We start from the raw sequence: 20173 nt of genomic DNA on the forward strand, positions 1-20173 counted from the left end.
TCAACACCTAATCGTTGATTTTCCCTTTTTGTAAAATATTAAATTCACAAAAAGTAAATGATTTCTACACATTGTGTCTTCCAGGCACAATCCGAATTAAATAGTTTAGGAATATTTTTTCGTTGTCTAAATTAGTCACGGCCAAATAAAATTTTGCCGTTGAATATCTGAGTTTCTAGTAGCACCATTGGCGCCATTGTTGCGATTGCGTTTGGCAAGATCATTAAACGTATCGATATTAATGTGCTCATTTTTTGTTTCTTTCAAAGCACACATGTTCTGAGATATAACTAGAGTTACCTCACATGATTAAACACAGTACACCGAAAATACCGGTTATTCTTTGTCTAAACTGCCACGATCCGAGCGGGTTTGGTGGCATACAAGCAGATATAGAAACAGGCAGCAGCTTGGGTTGCCAAACGCTGACTGTGTTGACAGGTGCGCTGGTTAAAGACACCCGAGAGATCAAAAAACTGGTTCCCTCAAGCCCTGAATTGGTGATTGATCAAATTCGCGCACAGCTCGAAGACACTCCTGTCGACATCATCAAAGCGGGATACATGTCGTCCATCGAAAATATCGAAGCATTGCATTCGGTGCTAATCGACTACCCAGACATTCCGTTTGTATTGGAGCCTAAGGTACTCAATGTTCCCAAGCTCTCGCCCAATTACAACGCCGAAATGATCGACGCGATTCGCTCTCTGCTGTTGCCGAAAGCCAGAGTAGCGGTTACAACCCACGAGCAAGCACTCACGCTTTCAAACTACTCCGATACTATTGACGCCTGCGCGGCAGAAATCTTGGAGTCTGGCTGCCAACACGTATTGATCAATGGCTCCCACAACTTCAAACCCACACGATGCAGCCAATTATTCGGTAAGCGTGGGTTAATTCACAGCTACGACTGCCAGTACGAAAACCTCTCGGAAATTTTGTGCACCTCCACCCTCGGTGCCGCTGTCGCCTGTTATCAAGCCCACGGCTTGGCCATTCACGACGGTGTCGATCTGGCGCAAAAGTATCTGTGGGATTCAGTATTCAAAAGTCGACAATTCGGCATGGGGGCGCCAACGCCTAACCGCATGCACTGGGCAGAAAGCTTAAGCAAGCAGTAGCCGAAAAGAGCACCACAACTGCATTATCGTCATTTCGTGACTGCCTCAAACATGGCTGGATCGTCTCATTCGCTCATATCAACTATCGTGAGATGATCCAGGGCCCGTTTTACTCCTGTTAGCACAACCCACATCCCTGCCTACTTTTGCCTGAATTTTTTATTCGACAATGGCAAAATAGATCCTTTTACGAAATTTTGCCGAATCAACTAGTGTTTGCTAGCTGAGACCAATTAAGGACTTTGTATGAGTCGATCTGAACAACTGTTTAAACAAGCCCAATCATTCATTCCTGGCGGAGTTAATTCTCCGGTCCGAGCCTTCAAAGCGGTAGGCGGTACGCCGATATTTTTCCAAAAGGCCCAAGGTGCTTATTTATACGATGTCGACGACCAGCGTTATGTTGATTACGTTCAATCTTGGGGACCGATGATTCTCGGTCACGCCCACCCCGACGTCATTCAAGCCGTGGTTGACAAATTGCAGTACGGTTTAAGCTTTGGCGCACCGACTGAAATCGAAACCACACTGGCTGAACAACTTTGCGACATCATTCCGGGCATGGATTTGGTGCGCTTTGTGAATTCAGGCACCGAAGCCACCATGAGCGCGATTCGCTTAGCGAGAGGCGTAACCGGTCGCGATAAAATCATTAAGTTTGAAGGCTGCTACCACGGACACAGTGATTCCTTGCTCATCAAAGCGGGGTCCGGCGCACTCACGATGGGTGTTCCGAGTTCCCCAGGCGTACCAGCATCTCTGGCAGAACACACAATCACTCTCACCTACAACGACATCGAAGGCCTAAAACAAGCGTTTGCCGAGCTGGGTGATCAAGTAGCGTGTGTGATTGTCGAGCCGGTTGCTGGCAACATGAACTGTGTGCCTCCTGTACCAGGATTCTTAGAAGCCATCCGAGAACTTTGTGACCAATCGGGATCAGTGTTTATTGCCGACGAAGTAATGACGGGTTTTCGTGTCAGCCTTTCTGGCGCTCAGGGTCATTACGGCGTCACTGCCGATATTACGACTCTAGGCAAGGTGATTGGCGGCGGTATGCCGGTGGGAGCATTTGGTGGCAAGCGTGAAATCATGGAACAAATTGCACCCTTAGGTCCCATTTATCAGGCGGGAACTCTTTCGGGTAACCCGGTAGCCATGGCCGCGGGATTGACCAATCTTGGGCTGATTCAGGCCGACGGCTTTTATCAAGCGCTCACCGCAAAGACACAGTTGCTTGTCGATGGTATGAAAGCCATCGCTCTCGACAAAGGCATTCCATTTACAACCAATAATGTCGGCAGCATGTTTGGTTTCTTCTTCACCGAAGAAACTAAGGTAACCAATTACTCTCAGGTTATGGCCTGTGACATTGAGCGATTCAATCGCTTCTTCCACTTAATGCTTGAACAAGGTGTTTACTTCGCGCCAGCGTCTTATGAAGCAGGATTTATGTCGCAAGCACACACGCAAGACGACATAGAGTTCACGCTCAGCGCTTGTGAACAAGCGATGTCTAAGCTGTAGCTGTATTCAGCAAACGTACAACACTGGTTCTGTGTGAACCAGTGTTTGTGTCATCCAAAGGGAATTGCGGAAAACGAATACGATTCAGCGCAAAAGTGCCAAAAACGCAAAGAAAACGCTAGAAACTTTCTTGGGCGATAATTTTTTCTAGTGTGGATTTATTGGTGGGAGACAGTTCAACAATTTGAAAACCGTACCAATACGCTGAAGGGTCTTCGCTCATACCCTGGGCTCGCCAAACGCACTCGGCAGCGAACTCAACGGTGGAATAACCCTGCACATTTTCCGCAAGATTGAGCATCATTGATAACCGTTCGCCAGTCTCTATCTCAGCAAACCCGTAACCCATGAATCCCTGGTGATGAATATTCACTAAGCGACCAATGCAGTCGCCATCAACAGAATACAATTCTGCGGAACAACGCAATTGATGACGCTTTAGTGTTCGACGTTCCTTATCTCGCTGCTGTTGACTGGCGAGGTGATCAGTCATTAACTGGCTCCGGCTCTAACCTTTGCAGTATCAGAGTTCATTGTCTCAAAGATGTTCTCAAGCGCTCGCTCGAAGAACGGTTTGGTGCTACCAACAATGACACGCGCTTTGCGAGCTAACATATCGCGGGCCAATTCAACGCCCGTTTTCATGCCCACTTTTTTACCGGTTTGATCGACCAGCATGTAATGGGAAGTTTTGGAGTTATACCAAGCGACTTTTAATCGTCGACCCTTATCGAATTCGAACCAGGTGCCAAACTCAATCATTTTCAGGCTTTCAACCAATCGAGATTCTTCTTCTGTAAGCTTCTCTTTCGATTGCATTGGCTTGCCCGCTTTTTTCGCTGCCATTGCTTCTAGTTTAGATCGCATAGGCGCAGGCGCCACCTCGACGGCGCGTTTTGTGATAGCAGCGCGCTGCAACGCGGATAAGGCGTCAACCAACTTCTTGCCTTTGGCTTGGTCGTAACCGATGGTTTCAAGGCCAGATTCCAGATAATCCAACAGCTCATCTTGAATCTCTAACTGTCGGGCACGCTCATCGGGATTCTGCTTGGGAGCGACACTCCAAATAACGTCATCCACGGTTTGAATAGCCCGGCGCCACTGATCGGAATCATCGCCGTAACGCAACAACACAAACGCCAAATAATCCGACCAGGGCTGTAACAGCAACAGTAAGACCGCCGAGGGCATTTCTTTACCATCGGTACGGTTTCTGACTTCGGTATTCACACGAATCTTAACTTCACGCAGCTTTTCTTCGCCGTGGACTTTTTCCATGGCGCGCTTTTCGAGAAGCTCTTGGCGGCGCAACACTTTTTTGGTGAAGGCACTGAATTCCACCAACAATTCGGCAAACAGTTTGACGTCGTCTTTGAAGTCTTCGAGAACTCGCGACACCGTCGCCTTAATTTTGTCGTAGATATCGTATTGGCTGGAGCCATCATTAGACACCCAGCGAACACCAGCCTCAGCCAAGTTGTTCAACAACAAACGAGCTGGATGTTCGGTTTCTTCGAAGAACTCGGAATCCATAAACGCCACTTTTAGATACGGCGTATGCAAATAGCTCAACAGCGCTTTAACGTTATCAGGCAAGCAATCATCGGAAAGCATGTAGTCAAACAACATACCCACCAGTTCGATGATGTGCATGTCTTGGGAATCGACGGCGCCGTCTTCGGAATCCTTAGAAAGCTCTTCACTCAATTGCGCCGTCACCGCAGACACATTCACCGGCTGAATCGTATCGACCGACGCTTGGCGAATATTGAGAATCTGCTCCTGCATGGATTGCAGGGCACCGACCAACTGTTGGTTACTAAACACCTGCATCGGTCGGCCACCGGCAGCCCCGCCGGTAATCGGGCGAGCAGTAAGACCGGCAAAATCGCCGTCAAAATTAGATAACGATTGCAGTGGAACCGCGGTTTCTTGTGCACCTGCTGCTGGCGCTACTGTAGGATCAGCAGGAATATTGCTGCCGTGATTTTGAATTTCGCGAATCGCTCGCATCAGATTCGCTTGATTCTGAATGCTCACCTCAGGATCGGGCTGAGCCATTTCTGCAACTTGCTCGGCGGGATCACTGTTGGGATCAAAATCGGTATTAAATACCGGCGCTGATTGCTGTGCAGGTGTTGCGCTTTGCTGGTGAAAATTCAGGTCAGGCAGAATGCCTTCGCCCACCAAATAATCGTTGATGCGCAACAATAAAGTTTCTAAATCAGAGGTGTAGTGACGCTCGAACTCTTCGTAAGCGATGAGCTTGGGCTTTAATTCCAGATTTAAAATCGCCAAGGCTCTGCGCATGGAATCGCAAAACTGAATGGGCGACGTTGGATTGTTGGCGTCAGTCACGGGTACGCCGCCAATCAGTGCTGAAAAACGTTTGTTAAGTGCCCACAACGCTTCTACGTATTTGGTGTCCGCCCGACGCGCAGCGGAAGAAACCGCAATATCTTCTTCGAGTTCATCGTTCTCGACCAAAGATAAGCTGTTTGAGGAATTTGATACCGAATGAGTGTTTAAGTCGCCTTTCTTAAACTTTACGAACCCTTCACCGACATAACCGACCAAATGGCGCAACAGTTCATCTACGTTGTGTCTTAGGTGTCGTTGCACGTCGTAAAAATAACGTTGCTCCGCATTACTAGCAGCTTCACGAATGGTTTCTGCAATGCGATCATCTAAAGCCTTGTAGAAGGTCTGAAATCTATCTTCAATGAAATCCGATGTGATCTTTTGACAAGACTTGAGGCGAGCAATCAGCTGCTTCTCCGCGTTACTTTGCGCGCTGGATTCCAGCGGATTACGCGATGCGGGTGTCGAGTTCATATCGTTGATGGGCACAATTACTTACCGCCTACAGTCATTCGCCATTACCACCCTCAGTGGCGTGGGCTAGAGGTTGCAAAATTGCTCGGTCAATTTACGAAAGAAAAACCTGTTCAGAAGTCGATAAAAGGCGACTCTCTCCGAGATTAATACGTCCTTGATATCACTGCTAATGAATCCATCTGAATATAACAGGCCCCAGTATAACTTTTAGTTTAGTTATTCGTTATAAATGGACGATAAAGTTTTACTTTTTCCACGCAATTTAGGCACTAATTCCTAAAATCTTGCTTCGGTTAACAAAATTCGTTGCTGTTATTGCGAAAATTGAATCTAAAACACCAGCAAAAACAACGCCTTTCCTGACCACGCATGTTGTAACGTTACATGAATCAACGCTGCACTCGCACTTAAATTGAAAGTGTAGCCAATAGATTGAATGCCGAATCTGTTCATTGAAAACAGAATACCTGTCTAAAGACTTCTATATAACTAAAGCCGTTACCGACAATTCAGTTGCAATATCAAATCGTACTTTTTTTATTCAAAGATATACAGAAATTTCTGCGCGTTCATTTCAAATTTTGGCGTAAAATTTTACAAAACAAACTTTAATGAAGAATTTTAATTCCATACAAAGCGACTAATTTTCGGTAAATTTTTGCAACTTTTGCTTAAGCAAAAATTGACTGTTAGACACATAACGCAAACCTTGGCGCGCAAAATTCGCCGCTTTTGTCACTTCACCTAACGCGTCGTAGGCACGCGCCAGTAGTAAATACAATTCCGGTTCCGTGCGATCAATGCGAATGCCGCGCTCGGCTTGTTCGATGGCAAGCATCGGCTGCTTACTTGAAAGCGCTCTTTTACCTTTCGCTAAAAGATCATCAATCACACGGCTGGTTGAATTAACCGGAGCTTGCGCTGGCGGCGGTGGTGTTTTTGAACCAGTGGCCTGTCCTTGCTCTTGCCCTGGAATAATCGGCGCCGACGAGTTACTCCCCGTTGTCGCACAACCAACAGCACCTGCGCAGGTAATTATTACGAAAAATATTCGAATAAACGAATGTACTTTTTTTCGTATATTCAAGTTCGTAACAATGTTCGTAACAGTGTTTGTAACAAAGAATAGGTTTCTAGAATTCGCAAACAACATAGGTCTTTATTTCTTATTGTAAGGGAAAGGCAGAGTAAAAATTCATTACATCAAATTACACGTCGCTAAAATACCCTAGGCGTTGGGATTTAATTGCCCCATAAACGCTGCCACCAAGGCTTTTTAGTGCCCGAAACAGGCACGCAACGAGATTTCGTTTTCGGTTGATGACCTTTCAACAACGGCAAAGACACCGCATTTTGGCAACGCGATTTACTGAGTAATCCCGACTGTGAATCAATCCAATAATATTCCACCGAACTGGGTTTTACTTTATTGATTCCATCTAACGGCGCTTTAGAAAATACGTCCGTCCAAATTCTCAGTGCACCGCTGGAACCGGTCAGAGGCAAAGGTTGATTGTCATCGGTTCCCACCCAAAACACGCCTTGTAAATTACCGGAGTATCCCGCAAACCAGCTGTCGCGTTGATCGTTGGTGGTGCCGGTTTTTCCCGCTAGCGCTATATCTGGTGAAATTGTTGAATAAATGGATTTCGCCGTGCCCTGACGTGCGGCTACTTGCAAGGCAAAATCAATAAAGTACGCGTCGGTCGGTTCAATACGTTCACTGGCATCGAGCGGGTAGCGTTGGAGTCGCTCACCTTCGGAGGTATACACCGAGCGAATCGCGCGCAGTGGAGAATAGATCCCGTCATTGGCAATGGTGTGATAGAAGTGACTCATATCGTAGGGCGATAATTCCACCGCACCCAATAACACCGCTGGCACTTGCGGTAAGGGTTCATCGATACCGAGTCGTTCAATGGCATTGAATACTTCTCGCAAACCCACCGACATCCCGACACGGGCAGCCGATTGATTGTAGGATTGTGCTAACGCGTTATAGAGAGGAATGTGGCCGTGGTCTTTATTGTCGAAATTATTGGGCCGCCACACATCTCCCTGCCCCAAATCCACGGCCACCTCGGAATCGTCTACGGTGGTTGCCAAGGAATAATCCCCAGATTCTAGCGCCGCTAAATAAATGGCCGGTTTAATCAACGAACCCACCGGGCGCTTTGCATTCAGGGCGCGATTAAAACCTTTGTAGCGGGGATTGCGGTCGCCGACAACCGCGAGCACTTCGGCACTGCCAACTGCGGTGAGAATACCGGCGCCTTGCAAGCTGTCGCGATTGATTTTGTAACCCTTCTCCAAAGACGACAGCCGTTTCGACAAACTGTTTTCTAGAACACTCTGAAGGCTTGGCGAGAGTGTGGTGTGAACTTGCAACCCTTCCGACTGTAAATCTTCTAATTCATAGTCGCGCAACAACTGCTGTTTTACCAAATCGATGAAGGCGGGATAAGCGTGCTGACTCGACGGTGTTTTGGTTACCGCCAGCGGTTTTTTAGAGAGATCACGAGCCTCGCGCGCGCTAATCAAACCGGATTCGGCCATAACCTCAAGTACGGTATTGCGCCGTGAGGTTGCGCGCTCGGGGTTACGCCGTGGGTTGTAATAGGACGCGCCTTTCACCAACCCCACCAACAAAGCCACTTGCTGGGTGTTTAAGTTTTCGATGGGTTCATCGAAATAAAATTGCGATGCCAAGGCAAAGCCGTGAATGCCGCGACGACCCGCTTGTCCCAAGTAAACTTCGTTGATGTAGGTTTCGAGTATTTCAGCTTTCGAATAATGAAGCTCCAAAGAAATGGTCATTAGCGCTTCAACCACTTTCCTAGAAATGGATCGCTCATTACTGAGATACAGGTTTTTGACCAACTGTTGGGTTAAAGTGCTCCCGCCCTGAACAATCTCTCCAGACTTCAAGTTCACCAACATTGCTCGGGCAATGGCTTTAAAGGAAATGCCGTGGTGGTGGATAAAGTTTTTATCTTCCACCGCAATGAGGGTTTCCCCAAGTAACGGCGGAATGTCTTCCAGACGCGTTAAAATTCTGTCCTCACCGCTGGCGGGATAAATCGCACCGATTTCCAAAGGCTCGACCACAACAATATCTGAGGTGGCTTTGCCGTTGACTCGCAAAGAGGCAATCGTCTGCTGCCGGGTTTGTACCTGAACCTTTTGCGCTGGATAGGTTTGCCCGTTTACCGTTCTTTTACGCAGGTATATCTCGGTTTTACCGCGTTGATACGTCACCTGTCCCGGACTGGAAAGATAACTCACTGATTGATAGCTCAGCTGAGACAACTCCGCTTTTAGAGCTTCGTCGCTCACCTTAGCGCCGACATAAAGCTCTAGCGGTCGAGCGTAAACCCGAGCGGCCAGCGCCCACTTTTTACCGCTGAATTTTTGCGTAACCGTGTAATCAACAACACCGAATCCAACCATCAAAGCCAGAATCGAAATTCCAAACACAACGCCAAAAAACTTTAAAAGCTTTGATCGCCAGGATTTTGGGGGAGACTTTTTGCGAGATTTACTGCGTCGAGATTTTGAGCGGGAGCCTTTTGAATGGCGCATTTTAACAACGGTTCTAAACTTGGGCCGTCAGTTTAACCCTGAGTCGCCAACAAATCACCCTTGTACGTCGGTTTTATACAATTCAGCCTCGAGGAGCTTCTAATAGGAATTTGCGTTTCTAGGTTCGAATCTCTAAGGTGTCGAATTTTCGTAGAAACAGTGGCGCGTTTTACTCCGGCCAGCTCAGTCACTCGCGCTGAACGGATGAATTTATTGAGCACCTTAGGCCGAAGCAACTACTTTTATTATTGAAACTTTTTAGACACATGAGAGAACCGACGTGAGCGAATACGACATTTACGGCATTGGAAATGCGTTAGTTGATACAGAAATTGAAGTAACCGACAGTGACCTTGAAGCATTTGGCATCGAAAAAGGCTTCATGACTCTTGTGGATGAAAGTCGTCAATTTGAGTTGATGGAATTACTGAAAAGCCACCTTGTGGCGTCGAGACGTGCCAGCGGTGGCTCCGCGTGCAACACCATTATTGCCGCCAGTTATTTCGGCGCTAAAACATTTTACAGCTGTAAACTCGCTAACGACGAAAACGGTAAATTTTACTTAAACGATTTGGAACGTGCCGGCGTGGATTATTTGCCGGAGTTCGCCAATCACGAAGGTACCAGTGGCAAATGCCTGGTAATGATTACACCTGACGCCGAAAGAACAATGAACACCTATCTCGGTATCAGTGAAAAAATCGGCGAAGAACAATTGTACTTGCCTGCTATCGGTAAAAGCCAATACATTTATATAGAAGGCTATTTATCGTCATCGGATACTGCTCGCGCGGCTGTTGCGAAACTTCGAGAGCAAGCAAAAAACTCCAACGTGAAAACCGCGCTTACGTTCTCTGATCCAGCAATGGTTAACTATTTCCGCGAACCTTTAACCGAAATGATAGGCGACGGCGTTGATCTTCTGTTTTGCAACGAAGAAGAAGCATTAAGTTTTACCGATACATCAGAACTGTCTGATGCAATCGAAGCAATCAAGGCATTCACAAAAACCTTCGCCATCACTCGCGGTGCTGAGGGAGCGATTGTCTTTGACGGAGAGACCTTGTCAGAAATCGCACCAAATAAAGCCAACCCGATTGACACTAATGGTGCTGGCGATCTATTTGCGGGCGCATTTTTATACGCCATCAGCCAAGGCCACAGTTTTGTCGAAGCAGGAAATTTAGCCAGCCTCGCTTCGGCGACATTGGTTGAGCAGTTTGGTCCAAGATTACGACCAGAGCAGTACGCGGATATTCGCTCAAAAGTACTTGGACATTAGTTTTAGTATCGATTAGTCATAAAAATTTAGCACTCGGCGCTGAAGCCTATTTTATGGGCATGACACTCAGCGCCAATTCCTCGACGTTCATCAATTAACTTAAAATTTGAAAGAATTTTTCTTGCCTTTTATCGCCTGTGCAGTACGATGGAAGCGCTTAAATTTCGGTCCAATATTGTCACTTGTTATACCGCACCACGTTACACCTGCTAACGCCTTCGGCGAACCAAATCAGCAGTGCCGCGTCCTGTATGCAAAGCAAAATACCGTATTTAACAGCTAAATCGCCGACTTTCGGCTAAATACACTAAAACAGGATTCTTTATTCATGGCTAAAACTACTGGTACTGTTAAATGGTTCAACGAAACCAAAGGTTTCGGATTTATTTCTCAAGAGTCTGGTCCAGACGTATTTGTTCACTTCAGCGCTATTTCTGGCGACGGTTTCAAAACCCTAGCTGAAGGTCAAAAAGTTGAAATGACTGTTACTGACGGTAAAAAAGGCCCACAAGCCGAAGAAGTTGTCGCTATTTAATTAACAGGCGATCAATAAAATACACGTTTACACGGTATTTTATCTTTCTGAGAGTTATTTGCTGATTTTAAGCACCGAAACATCAGAATAACTTGCTTAGGCAGGTAGTTTGAGTTGAGTACAATCACCCTGTATTCAGCTCAAACGTTAATCACTCTCAATTCTTCTCTTCTCTCCCTTTTATTTATTTCTACCTCTCACCAACATTGTTTTTTGGAAATTGTTTTTTGGAACATAAAAACATCTATTTTATTTGACTGTTTAATGACAGCAAAATGACAAAACAAATGATGTGAATGAGCATCTATAAATTAACCCCGCATCAGTATTTTTAAATCTAACTAATAGATTTAAAAAATCATTTACAAACATAGGTTAATATTTAAATTCTTTAAATAAAAATTTTTAATTCTTAAAAAAGTTTTTTTAATTTTTTATTTTAATAAGAATTGAGCGAAACCCAAGCACAAGTAAGTAAAGTTGCCGCAGATACCTTATTAGTTCATTATGGCGTCAATTCACCCAATGTATCGACATAAATCCAATTAAATCATCGAAACAATCTGATCACGTTATTAGACGAGGGTAATCTATGATTCGCGCTATCTTCAATCGTAAAGGCGGTGTAGGTAAATCAACAATCACGTGTAACTTAGCTGCGGTCGCCGCTAAAAGTGGGAAAAAAACCCTAGTTATTGATATTGACCCTCAGGCGAACAGCACGATTTATCTCGGCCACGACGGCCAAGATGATGTTGTTGGTATTGCTGACTTTTTTGATTCGCAGATTAATTATTCGTTTCGAGATTTGGCACCCGATGATTTTGTTCGCACGACAAACTTCGAAAACCTCTACTTAGTGTCGGCCAACTCGGATTTAATCGATTTAGAAAACAAATTATCTTCACGCCACAAAATTTATAAGCTTCGAGATTTTCTCAAAAATCTAGAATCAATTTACGATGAGATTTATATCGACACGCCGCCGGTGTTAAATTTTTATTCCTTATCTGCACTCATTGCCAGCGACCGCTGTTTGATTCCCTTTGATTGCGATATCTTCAGTCGCAACGCGCTGTTTGAACTGGTTAAGAATATTCAGGAAGTGAAAGAAGATCACAACGACCAGCTAACTATTGAAGGCATTGTCATTAATCAATTTAATGCCCAAGCAAACTTACCCAGCCAGGCAGTCTCAGAATTGATGAACGAAGGGCTGCCAATTCTGCAACCCTACCTGTCCAGCTCCATTAAAATTCGCGAATCACATCGCGCCCATAAACCGGTTATTTTTATGTCGCCAAAACACAAAGTTGCGCAGGAATTTACTGAGTTGTATCAACGCTTGAGCGGCACTTGGGAAGCGCCAAAACAAACTGAATTGGTGGAAAGCTCGCACCGAGAAGAATCGAGTGCAGAGCTAGTAGAAGGGTAAACACAAAAAAGGCGAGCTATTGCTCGCCTGCTAATATTCTTGCGACCATCGGTGCAAAGTAAGTCAGAATCCCGTCAGCGCCTGCACGCTTAAAACCAATGAGCGATTCCATTACTGTGGATTCTAAATCCAGCCAACCAGCGTTGGCTGACGCGTAAATCATCGAATACTCGCCACTGACTTGATAAGCAAACGTCGGCACACCGAACTCCTGCTTCACACGGTACACAATATCTAAATACGGCTGTCCCGGTTTAACCATTACCATGTCGGCGCCTTCTTCAATATCGAGGGCGACCTCATGCAGAGCTTCATCAGTATTAGCGGGATCCATCTGGTAAGAGTATTTATTGCCACCACCGAGATTTCCAGCAGAGCCTACCGCATCGCGAAACGGCCCATAATAAGCTGAGGCGTATTTTGCCGAATACGCCATAATCAACGTATTAATGTGACCTTGAGTCTCTAGTCCTTCTCGAATAGCGCCGATACGTCCGTCCATCATGTCTGATGGCGCTACCATATCTGCTCCGGCCTGTGCGTGTGATAAAGCCTGTTTCACCAACACATCAATGGTTTCGTCATTTAACACATAACCAGTGTCGTCGATAATCCCGTCTTGGCCATGAGTGGTAAAAGGATCGAGAGCAACGTCGGTCATTACACCCAGCTCTGGGTAAGCTTGTTTTAAGGCTCTAACGGCGCGCTGAGCCAATCCCTGAGGGTTATAAGCCTCTTCTGCCAATCGAGACTTAACATGGTCAGGAGTCACCGGAAATAAGGCGACAGCGGGAATGCCTAACTCGACCCATTCTTGTGCTTGTTGCACCAACACATCAATGCTTAAACGCTCGACCCCAGGCATTGAAGGAACCGGCTGAACAACACCTTCGCCTTCTGTGACAAATACGGGGTAAATTAAATCGTTGACGGAGAGTTGGTTCTCTCTAACAAGTCGACGAGAAAAATCGTTTGCGCGCAAGCGACGCATGCGAGTAATTGGAAATGAACGCATAGAAACCTACTTAGCCATGTCTTTTAAAGCAGTTTATCAAGATACGTCTTGCAACCACTAAGAAAAAATCAAAAACCGTTTTTGGCCGTTGTTCTCAGAAAGTTCGCATAGATGCATTATGAATTTGAGACCCTGCCGTGAAACATTAATTGTTAAGGTAAAGAATAGGAAAATATTCGTCTATTTTATTAACACAATCCATTAACTCACGATTTTTTTCCACTTTAATCCACTAACCCACAGATACCGTGAATAGGACTGAAGATAAGCTGTGGATAATGTCTCGAAAAAGTCACAATACGTAACCCACAGCCAACTGTCTATTATTTATACAGAATCAAGGTGCGAACATTCTGTAATCCATTTGTTACTTATATAGACAGCACGCTGATCAATCCGTGCACGAAAAGTAACACCACTAAAAACACACTGTAAAAATTTTGCATTGCAAAACAGCACGATATAACTTTTTCCAAGATTTCAATGCCCAAAGTTAGGTGTTTGCCTAATAACTTTCGTGGAACATATTTTTGCAACAGCAAAATTTTCAACTGTCAAATTAATGTAACACTTTTTTAAAAGCACCCAGTCTACCAATCAGTTTCAAGTCAAAGTTTTAAACGCCATTAACGGCCAAAACAATCACAAGCTGTGCATAAGTTTGGGGATAAGCATTGGAATATGACACCATTTCTGGTGATTGAATCATCGTATTGCGTATCTATGAACAATACGATCAACAAAGCACCCAATTAAGCGCAACCCATCGATAAATTGAGTGGTTTAAACGTCGAAACTGGCGATGAAATAGTGAAAGCAACTGAGAGAGAACAGAAGCTACAGAGCGCGATGAAAAGCCCGCAATGTAAGTTGAGAAGTCTCATATTTGTTATTCACCAGCGTTGGGCGAATAACAAATATGAGAGACACAGAGAAAGAGGAAAGAAAAAGGACCGAATGGATTAAAGGAACATTTCCGCTAAACGCTCGCCTGGATCATCCGCTCTCATGAGTGACTCACCTACTAAAAAGGCATTAACGTTATGACCACGCATAGCAGCGATATCATCGATGGTATGAATACCACTTTCGGTCACGACAATTTTATCGTCGGGAATGGTGCCTAATAAATCGAAGGTCGTGTCTAGACTCACCTCAAATGTGTGCAGGTTTCGATTGTTAATACCAACCAAACGAATTGGTAACTCAAGCGCGGTTTGAAGCTCTGCGGCATCGTGAACTTCAACCAAAACATCCATGCCTAACTCAACGGCTAAGTTATAGAGATGACTCAGACGTTCAGGCTCTAAACAGGCAACGATTAAAAGAATACAGTCGGCGCCGATGGCTCGGGCTTCAAACACTTGATAATCGTCGACAATAAAGTCTTTGCGAATTACCGGTAAATCAACGGTTTTTCGGACGTCTTGAAGGTAGGCGTCGCTGCCTTGAAAATAATCCACATCGGTCAATACCGACAGACACGCTGCGCCACCTTTTTTGTAGCTCAGTGCAATTTCTTGAGGATTAAAGTTTTCGCGAATAACGCCTTTACTCGGCGATGCTTTTTTAATTTCAGCAATAACAGCAGCGGAATTTTGTCCGAGCTTAGACTCAATCGCCTGAATAAATCCACGCGGTGTGTCGTTATTTGCTTGAATTTGATCTTTTAAAACTTCGATACTCAGGAGCGCTTTACGCTCTTCTATTTCTTGAAATTTACGTTCGACAATTTTCTTAAGTATGGTCGGCGTATTCATCATTGTGCGCTTTTCTGTGGTTGTAGTCGGGGGGTCAAGGACTGAGTCATTGAACCCGACAGAAGTGTCGATTTCATGATTGTAAAACGACAATAAAATAAAATTTTATTCGCCTTTATAGATTTGGGTAAAAGACGCTAGTTCCGATAACTTTTCTCTAGCAAGACCGCTGCCGAGTGCGTCGTTAGCCATCTCAATACCTTCGGCAAGGGTCGAGGCAACGGCACTGGCATAAATCGCGGCGCCTGCGTTTAACGCGATAATATCCAAGGCTTTTTGGGCGACCTCGGATTTTTCGTTCGCCAACGCGTTTTGAATGAGTTCAAGGGATTCTTCGGCACTGTTAACAGACAGACCGTCTAAGTCGCGGCATTCGATACCAAAATCTTCAGGCTTAATTTCGTATTCTGTAATCTTGCCATCGATAAGCTCAGCAACATGAGTTGGGCCGGAAATGGAAATTTCATCCAAACCATCATTGGCGTGAATCACCAAAACTCGCTCGCTGCCCAAACGCGATAAAACTTCGGCAACTGGGCGGCACAAGCTCTTGGAAAAAACACCGATCACTTGGTTTTTAACACCCGCAGGATTGGTAAGTGGGCCGAGCATGTTAAAAATGGTACGCAACCCCAACTCTTTACGAGGGCCGATGGCGTGCTTCATGGCACTGTGATGGGCAGGCGCAAACATAAAGCCAACGCCAATTTCTTCAACGCATCGGGCAACTTGCTCGGGCGTGAGCATTAAATGAATGCCCGCGGCTTCTAAAACATCGGCGCTGCCTGTGCTGCTGGAAACCGATCGGTTACCGTGCTTAGCCACTTTAACGCCAGCGGCGGCGGCAACAAAAGCAGACGCCGTCGAGACATTAAATAAGTTCGCACCGTCACCGCCAGTGCCACAGGTATCGACCAAATTATCCAGATCAAGCTCGACTCCGCTGGCAAGCTCACGCATCACCTCAGCAGCGCCGGTAATCTCGTCAAGCGATTCACCTTTCATGCGCATGGCAACTAAGAAGCCACCAATTTGGGCTTCTGTCGCACCACCGGTCATAATCTGACGGGTGACGTCTTTCATGTTTTCAATACTGAGATCATTACCGCAAACGACTTGGTCAAGTGCTTGTTTGATATCCATGCTATCTACCTTTGTGAGTCATCTGAGCTTAATCATCTAAGAAGTTCTTGAGTAGAGCATGACCGTGCTCTGACAAGATCGATTCGGGGTGGAACTGAACGCCTTCTACTGCCAAGGTTTTGTGGCGAACACCCATAATTTCTTCGATATCGCCATTGTCATCTTGGGTCCAAGCTGTCATTTCCAAGCACTCTGGCAGGGAATTTTTATCCAACACCAACGAGTGGTAACGAGTCGCCTGATACGGGCTTGGCAAACCGCGGAACACGCCGGTTCCGGTGTGGTGAATCTGAGAAATCTTGCCGTGCATGATTTTACCCGCACGGACAATGCTTCCACCGTATACCTGACCGATGGTTTGGTGTCCCAGACATATGCCCAAAATTGGAATCACACCGGCCAATTGTTCAATCACCGACAGGGAAATTCCCGCCTCATCTGGATTGCCCGGACCGGGAGAAATAACGATTTTCTCTGGGTTGAGCGCTTTGACGTCTGCAACCGTTAATTCGTCGTTGCGAACAACTTTGACATCCGCTTGCAATTCCGCCAAATACTGAACAACGTTGTAGGTAAATGAATCGTAGTTATCAATCATTAAAATCATATCTGCAGCCTCAATCCGACGTTATAGAACCATATCCACAGCACGGAACATCGCCCGCGCCTTATTCATGGTTTCTTTCCACTCCAGTTCGGGCTTGGAATCAGCCACAACACCAGCGCCAGATTGCACATACAACGTGCCATTTTTGATAACTGCCGTACGAATTGCGATGGCGGTATCCATATTGCCACACCAGCCAAGATAACCTACTGCGCCGCCATAAATACCGCGCTTTTCACTTTCGAGATCGTCGATGATTTCCATCGCCCGGATTTTAGGCGCACCACTTAAGGTGCCAGCCGGTAAACTCGCTTTGAGAACATCCATTGCCGTCATGCCATCGCGGACTTGGCCGGTAACGTTGGAAGTAATGTGCATTACATGAGAGTAACGCTCAACCACCATCTTATCGGTGAGTTGTACCGTTCCACTTTTAGCAACACGACCAACGTCATTGCGACCGAGGTCAATCAGCATTAGATGCTCAGCGATTTCTTTCGGATCTTCGAGCATCTCCTGTTCGAGCGCCAAGTCCTCTTCTTCAGTTTTACCCCGTCGACGAGTACCGGCGATGGGTCGAACCGTGACTTCCCCGTGTTCTAATCGGGCTAAGATTTCTGGACTGGAACCCACCACTTGGTGATCGTCCAAATCCAAAAAGTACAAATAAGGCGAAGGATTCAGGTTGCGCAATGCGCGGTACAAGCTCAATGGCGAGGCATTAAACGGAATCGACAATCGCTGCGACAACACAACCTGCATGGTGTTGCCATCGAGAACGTGCTGTTTGATTTCACCAATGGCTTTTGTGAAGTTCTCTTCGCCAAAGCTCGATTTGAATTCGCCTTCGCGCGCGGCGCCACTGGTAAGCTTGATGGTCTCGGTTTGATGAATCGGGTTTTCTAACTGAGATTGAAGTTCGTCCAACCGTTGATTTGCCGCAGCTAACGCGTCGTCTTCACTGGCATTGGCGTGCACAATTAAGATCAGCTTGCCGGCGAGATTATCGAATACCAGCACTTCTTCGGACACCATCAGGAGAATGTCTGGATTACCGATCACATCTTTATTGACGCTATCTTTAAGTTTTGGCTCCACATAACGAACACAGTCGTAGCCAAAATAGCCAACCAGACCACCGTTGAATTCAGGCAACCCATCTATTTTGGGGACGCTGTAACGCTGGCGAAACTCTTCGACAAATTCTAACGGGTCAGGCAGTTCAAACGACTCAACCACCTCGCCGTCGGTTTCAATAGTGACCTTTTCGGCGAACGCTTTCAGGATCGTTTTTGCGGGCAAACCGATAATGGAGTAACGCCCCCATTTCTCGCCGCCGTGGACGGATTCAAACAGGTACGAGTATTTGCCTTGGGCAAGCTTCAAATAGCATGAAACAGGCGTTTCAACGTCAGCGAGGATTTCTCGGCAGACGGGAATGCGGTTATAGCCTTGCTCGGCGTAAGTTTTAAATTGTTCTGGCGTCATGGTTTTCTCAAGTGCAATAGACAATCAAAGATTGCAATAGAAATCGGGAATTTAGCGATAAATTCGGAAGTTGCCATAATCTATGGCTAATCAAACGAGGATTAGTGACGCCATCGCCAGGAAATAACCGCAACGCCGGAGCGTGTGCAGGTCATTGGGATATTTGGTTCAAGCTGTTTAAACATTAAACGCTTCCAAATCGAGAAAGTAATCAAATAGAACGTAGTTTTGCGCGCTAGTTTATCCAGTCGCTGAGATTAGGTCCAGCAAAACCGACATCAAGCGCACAATTGGCTGAGGTCATCGCCCAGCCAAATAGACGCGAATTGACTGATATCAACGCCACGAGAATAGCCGTAAGTCACCGCCAAGCTCTTTACTTTTGCGGCTTGTGCCGCCAGCAAATCGTTACTGGAATCACCCACCATCAACGATTGCTCAGCCGTTACTGAAAAGCGCGCCATCATGTGTTCAAGCGGCAACGCAGAAGGTTTCTTCTCTGGCAAGCACTCGCCACCGAGAGTCTCGGGGAAGTAGTGATCAATCCCGAGGCTTTCCAAAATCTTGGGGACAAAATCAATGGGCTTGTTGGTCACCACCGCCATGGCAATACGGTTTTGGTGCAAAAACTCCAAGAACGCTTTCACGCCAGGAAACAACGTTAAACCCTGATCACTGCACTGCGCGTAGTGCTTGCGAAAGCCTTTAACGCCTGCATCTAGGTAGTCGGCTTCTGGCAACCCCGCGAACTCCAGGGCTTGTTGGACTAGCAGCCATTGTCCACCACCGACCCAACGTCTCACCAAATCCACGCCCGCAGGCTTACAACCCAGGTCGATCAACATGCCATCAACAGCAGCAGCTAAGCCCGGCACACTATCCACTAGGGTTCCGTCCAAATCGAACATAACCAGTTTAGGAATATCGCCAAAGCGCTCAACCAGTGCGGTTTGAGAAATATTGGTAGGCGTGGAAATTTGGTTCATTACTTCATCCAAAATAGGTTCAGTGAATAATCAGTTACGCGCTTTTGGCACCGGCCAACGCCAACTGCTCACGCATGGCGGTGATCGCGTCTTTGTAGCTGGGTTTGCTGAAAATAGCAGAACCGGCAACAAACGTATCAGCGCCAGCTTCGGCGATTTCGCGAATGTTATCAGCGGTAACACCACCGTCGATCTCTAAACGAATAGATTGACCGGTAGCATCAATGGCCGCGCGCGCTTGGCGAAGCTTATCGATGGTGTAGGGAATAAATTTCTGACCGCCGAAACCTGGGTTAACTGACATCAGCAGCAACATGTCCAGCTGAGGCAACACGGTTTTGATGCTATCGACTTCGGTAGCTGGATTCAGCACCAAACCCGCTTTACAGCCTGCGGCTTTGATGAGCTGGATGGAACGATCAACGTGGCGAGACGCTTCTGGGTGAAACGTAATGTAGGTTGCCCCGGCGTCAGCAAACATACCGATCAAATCATCGACGGGCTCTACCATCAAATGAACGTCAATCGGTGCGGTAATTCCATAGTTGCGCAGTGCTTTGGCAACCATTGGCCCAACGGTTAAGTTAGGTACGTAGTGGTTGTCCATGACATCAAAATGAACGATATCGGCGCCTGCTTCGAGAACATCATCGACTTCTTGACCAAGGCGGGCGAAATCAGCGGCTAAAATAGATGGAGCGATCTTAAAATCTTGCATGTGGCTTACTCAATGCTATCTCCGTCCTTGGTGTTAATTGTGTTGGTTTCTCTCAAACGCTTTCGATCAATAACTGTGATCCAAAACGTTAAATCTCTTTGTTATCGCCCAAGTGGCGACACTGCGAAGGCTTCGA

The 20173-nt window shown here is 46.3% G+C and carries 16 protein-coding genes; 5 read left to right on the plus strand and 11 right to left on the minus strand.

Annotated features, from left to right (window positions below):
- Window positions 1-305: 305 nt before the first annotated feature.
- On the plus strand, window positions 306-1121 hold the full coding sequence (thiD, locus tag LU361_RS04420) for a bifunctional hydroxymethylpyrimidine kinase/phosphomethylpyrimidine kinase (RefSeq protein ID WP_233087269.1): 816 nt from the start codon (window positions 306-308) through the stop codon (window positions 1119-1121).
- Window positions 1122-1367: 246 nt separating this feature from the next.
- Entirely contained in the window at window positions 1368-2648 is a 1281-nt protein-coding gene (hemL, locus tag LU361_RS04425; RefSeq protein ID WP_233087271.1) for a glutamate-1-semialdehyde 2,1-aminomutase, read from the plus strand.
- Between the two features lie 118 nt (window positions 2649-2766).
- On the opposite strand, the gene LU361_RS04430 is transcribed toward hemL, so the two are convergent.
- The 4 genes from LU361_RS04430 to mrcB all read right to left on the minus strand — a co-directional run bounded on the left by LU361_RS04430 (window position 2767) and on the right by mrcB (window position 9068).
- Window positions 2767-3141, minus strand: coding sequence for a PilZ domain-containing protein (locus tag LU361_RS04430; RefSeq protein WP_233087273.1), 375 nt, complete (start codon window positions 3139-3141; stop codon window positions 2767-2769).
- Entirely contained in the window at window positions 3141-5498 is a 2358-nt protein-coding gene (locus tag LU361_RS04435; RefSeq protein WP_233087275.1) for a DUF1631 family protein, read from the minus strand. The genes LU361_RS04430 and LU361_RS04435 overlap by 1 nt, the downstream gene beginning before the upstream one ends.
- A 628-nt stretch (window positions 5499-6126) precedes the next feature.
- Window positions 6127-6573: a hypothetical protein gene (locus tag LU361_RS04440; RefSeq protein WP_233087277.1), complete on the minus strand. Its 447-nt coding sequence runs from the start codon at window positions 6571-6573 to the stop codon at window positions 6127-6129.
- A 155-nt stretch (window positions 6574-6728) separates the two neighbouring features.
- Window positions 6729-9068, minus strand: a complete 2340-nt coding sequence (mrcB, locus tag LU361_RS04445; protein WP_233087279.1) for a penicillin-binding protein 1B — start codon at window positions 9066-9068, stop codon at window positions 6729-6731.
- Window positions 9069-9348: 280 nt separating this feature from the next.
- On the opposite strand from mrcB, the gene LU361_RS04450 reads away from it, so the two are divergent.
- The 3 genes from LU361_RS04450 (at window position 9349) to LU361_RS04460 (ending at window position 12320) form a co-directional block, all read left to right on the plus strand.
- Window positions 9349-10350, plus strand: a complete 1002-nt coding sequence (locus LU361_RS04450) for an adenosine kinase (RefSeq protein WP_233087281.1) — start codon at window positions 9349-9351, stop codon at window positions 10348-10350.
- A gap of 328 nt (window positions 10351-10678) precedes the next feature.
- A complete protein-coding gene (locus LU361_RS04455) occupies window positions 10679-10885 on the plus strand; it encodes a cold-shock protein (RefSeq protein ID WP_233087283.1) in 207 nt (68 codons plus the stop codon).
- Between the two features lie 592 nt (window positions 10886-11477).
- The gene (locus LU361_RS04460) at window positions 11478-12320 is read left to right on the plus strand and encodes a ParA family protein (protein WP_233087285.1); all 843 of its coding nucleotides are present in this window, start codon (window positions 11478-11480) and stop codon (window positions 12318-12320) included.
- A gap of 16 nt (window positions 12321-12336) precedes the next feature.
- On the opposite strand, the gene hemB is transcribed toward LU361_RS04460, so the two are convergent.
- From hemB to rpe, 7 genes are all read right to left on the minus strand, one after another.
- Window positions 12337-13335, minus strand: a complete 999-nt coding sequence (gene hemB, locus LU361_RS04465) for a porphobilinogen synthase (RefSeq protein ID WP_233087302.1) — start codon at window positions 13333-13335, stop codon at window positions 12337-12339.
- A 962-nt stretch (window positions 13336-14297) separates the two neighbouring features.
- On the minus strand, window positions 14298-15098 hold the full coding sequence (gene trpC, locus LU361_RS04470; RefSeq protein ID WP_233087312.1) for an indole-3-glycerol phosphate synthase TrpC: 801 nt from the start codon (window positions 15096-15098) through the stop codon (window positions 14298-14300).
- A 102-nt stretch (window positions 15099-15200) separates the two neighbouring features.
- Window positions 15201-16238, minus strand: a complete 1038-nt coding sequence (trpD, locus tag LU361_RS04475) for an anthranilate phosphoribosyltransferase (protein ID WP_233087314.1) — start codon at window positions 16236-16238, stop codon at window positions 15201-15203.
- A gap of 28 nt (window positions 16239-16266) precedes the next feature.
- Window positions 16267-16845, minus strand: a complete 579-nt coding sequence (locus tag LU361_RS04480) for an anthranilate synthase component II (RefSeq protein ID WP_233087316.1) — start codon at window positions 16843-16845, stop codon at window positions 16267-16269.
- 21 nt (window positions 16846-16866) lie between these two features.
- A complete protein-coding gene (gene trpE / locus LU361_RS04485; RefSeq protein ID WP_233088200.1) occupies window positions 16867-18333 on the minus strand; it encodes an anthranilate synthase component I in 1467 nt (488 codons plus the stop codon).
- Window positions 18334-18611: 278 nt separating this feature from the next.
- Window positions 18612-19319, minus strand: coding sequence for a phosphoglycolate phosphatase (locus LU361_RS04490; RefSeq protein WP_233087318.1), 708 nt, complete (start codon window positions 19317-19319; stop codon window positions 18612-18614).
- A 34-nt stretch (window positions 19320-19353) separates the two neighbouring features.
- A complete protein-coding gene (rpe, locus tag LU361_RS04495; RefSeq protein WP_233087320.1) occupies window positions 19354-20037 on the minus strand; it encodes a ribulose-phosphate 3-epimerase in 684 nt (227 codons plus the stop codon).
- Window positions 20038-20173 lie beyond the last annotated feature (136 nt).

It is taken from the genome of Sessilibacter corallicola (assembly GCF_021290925.1).
Lineage (GTDB): Bacteria > Pseudomonadota > Gammaproteobacteria > Pseudomonadales > Cellvibrionaceae > Sessilibacter > Sessilibacter corallicola.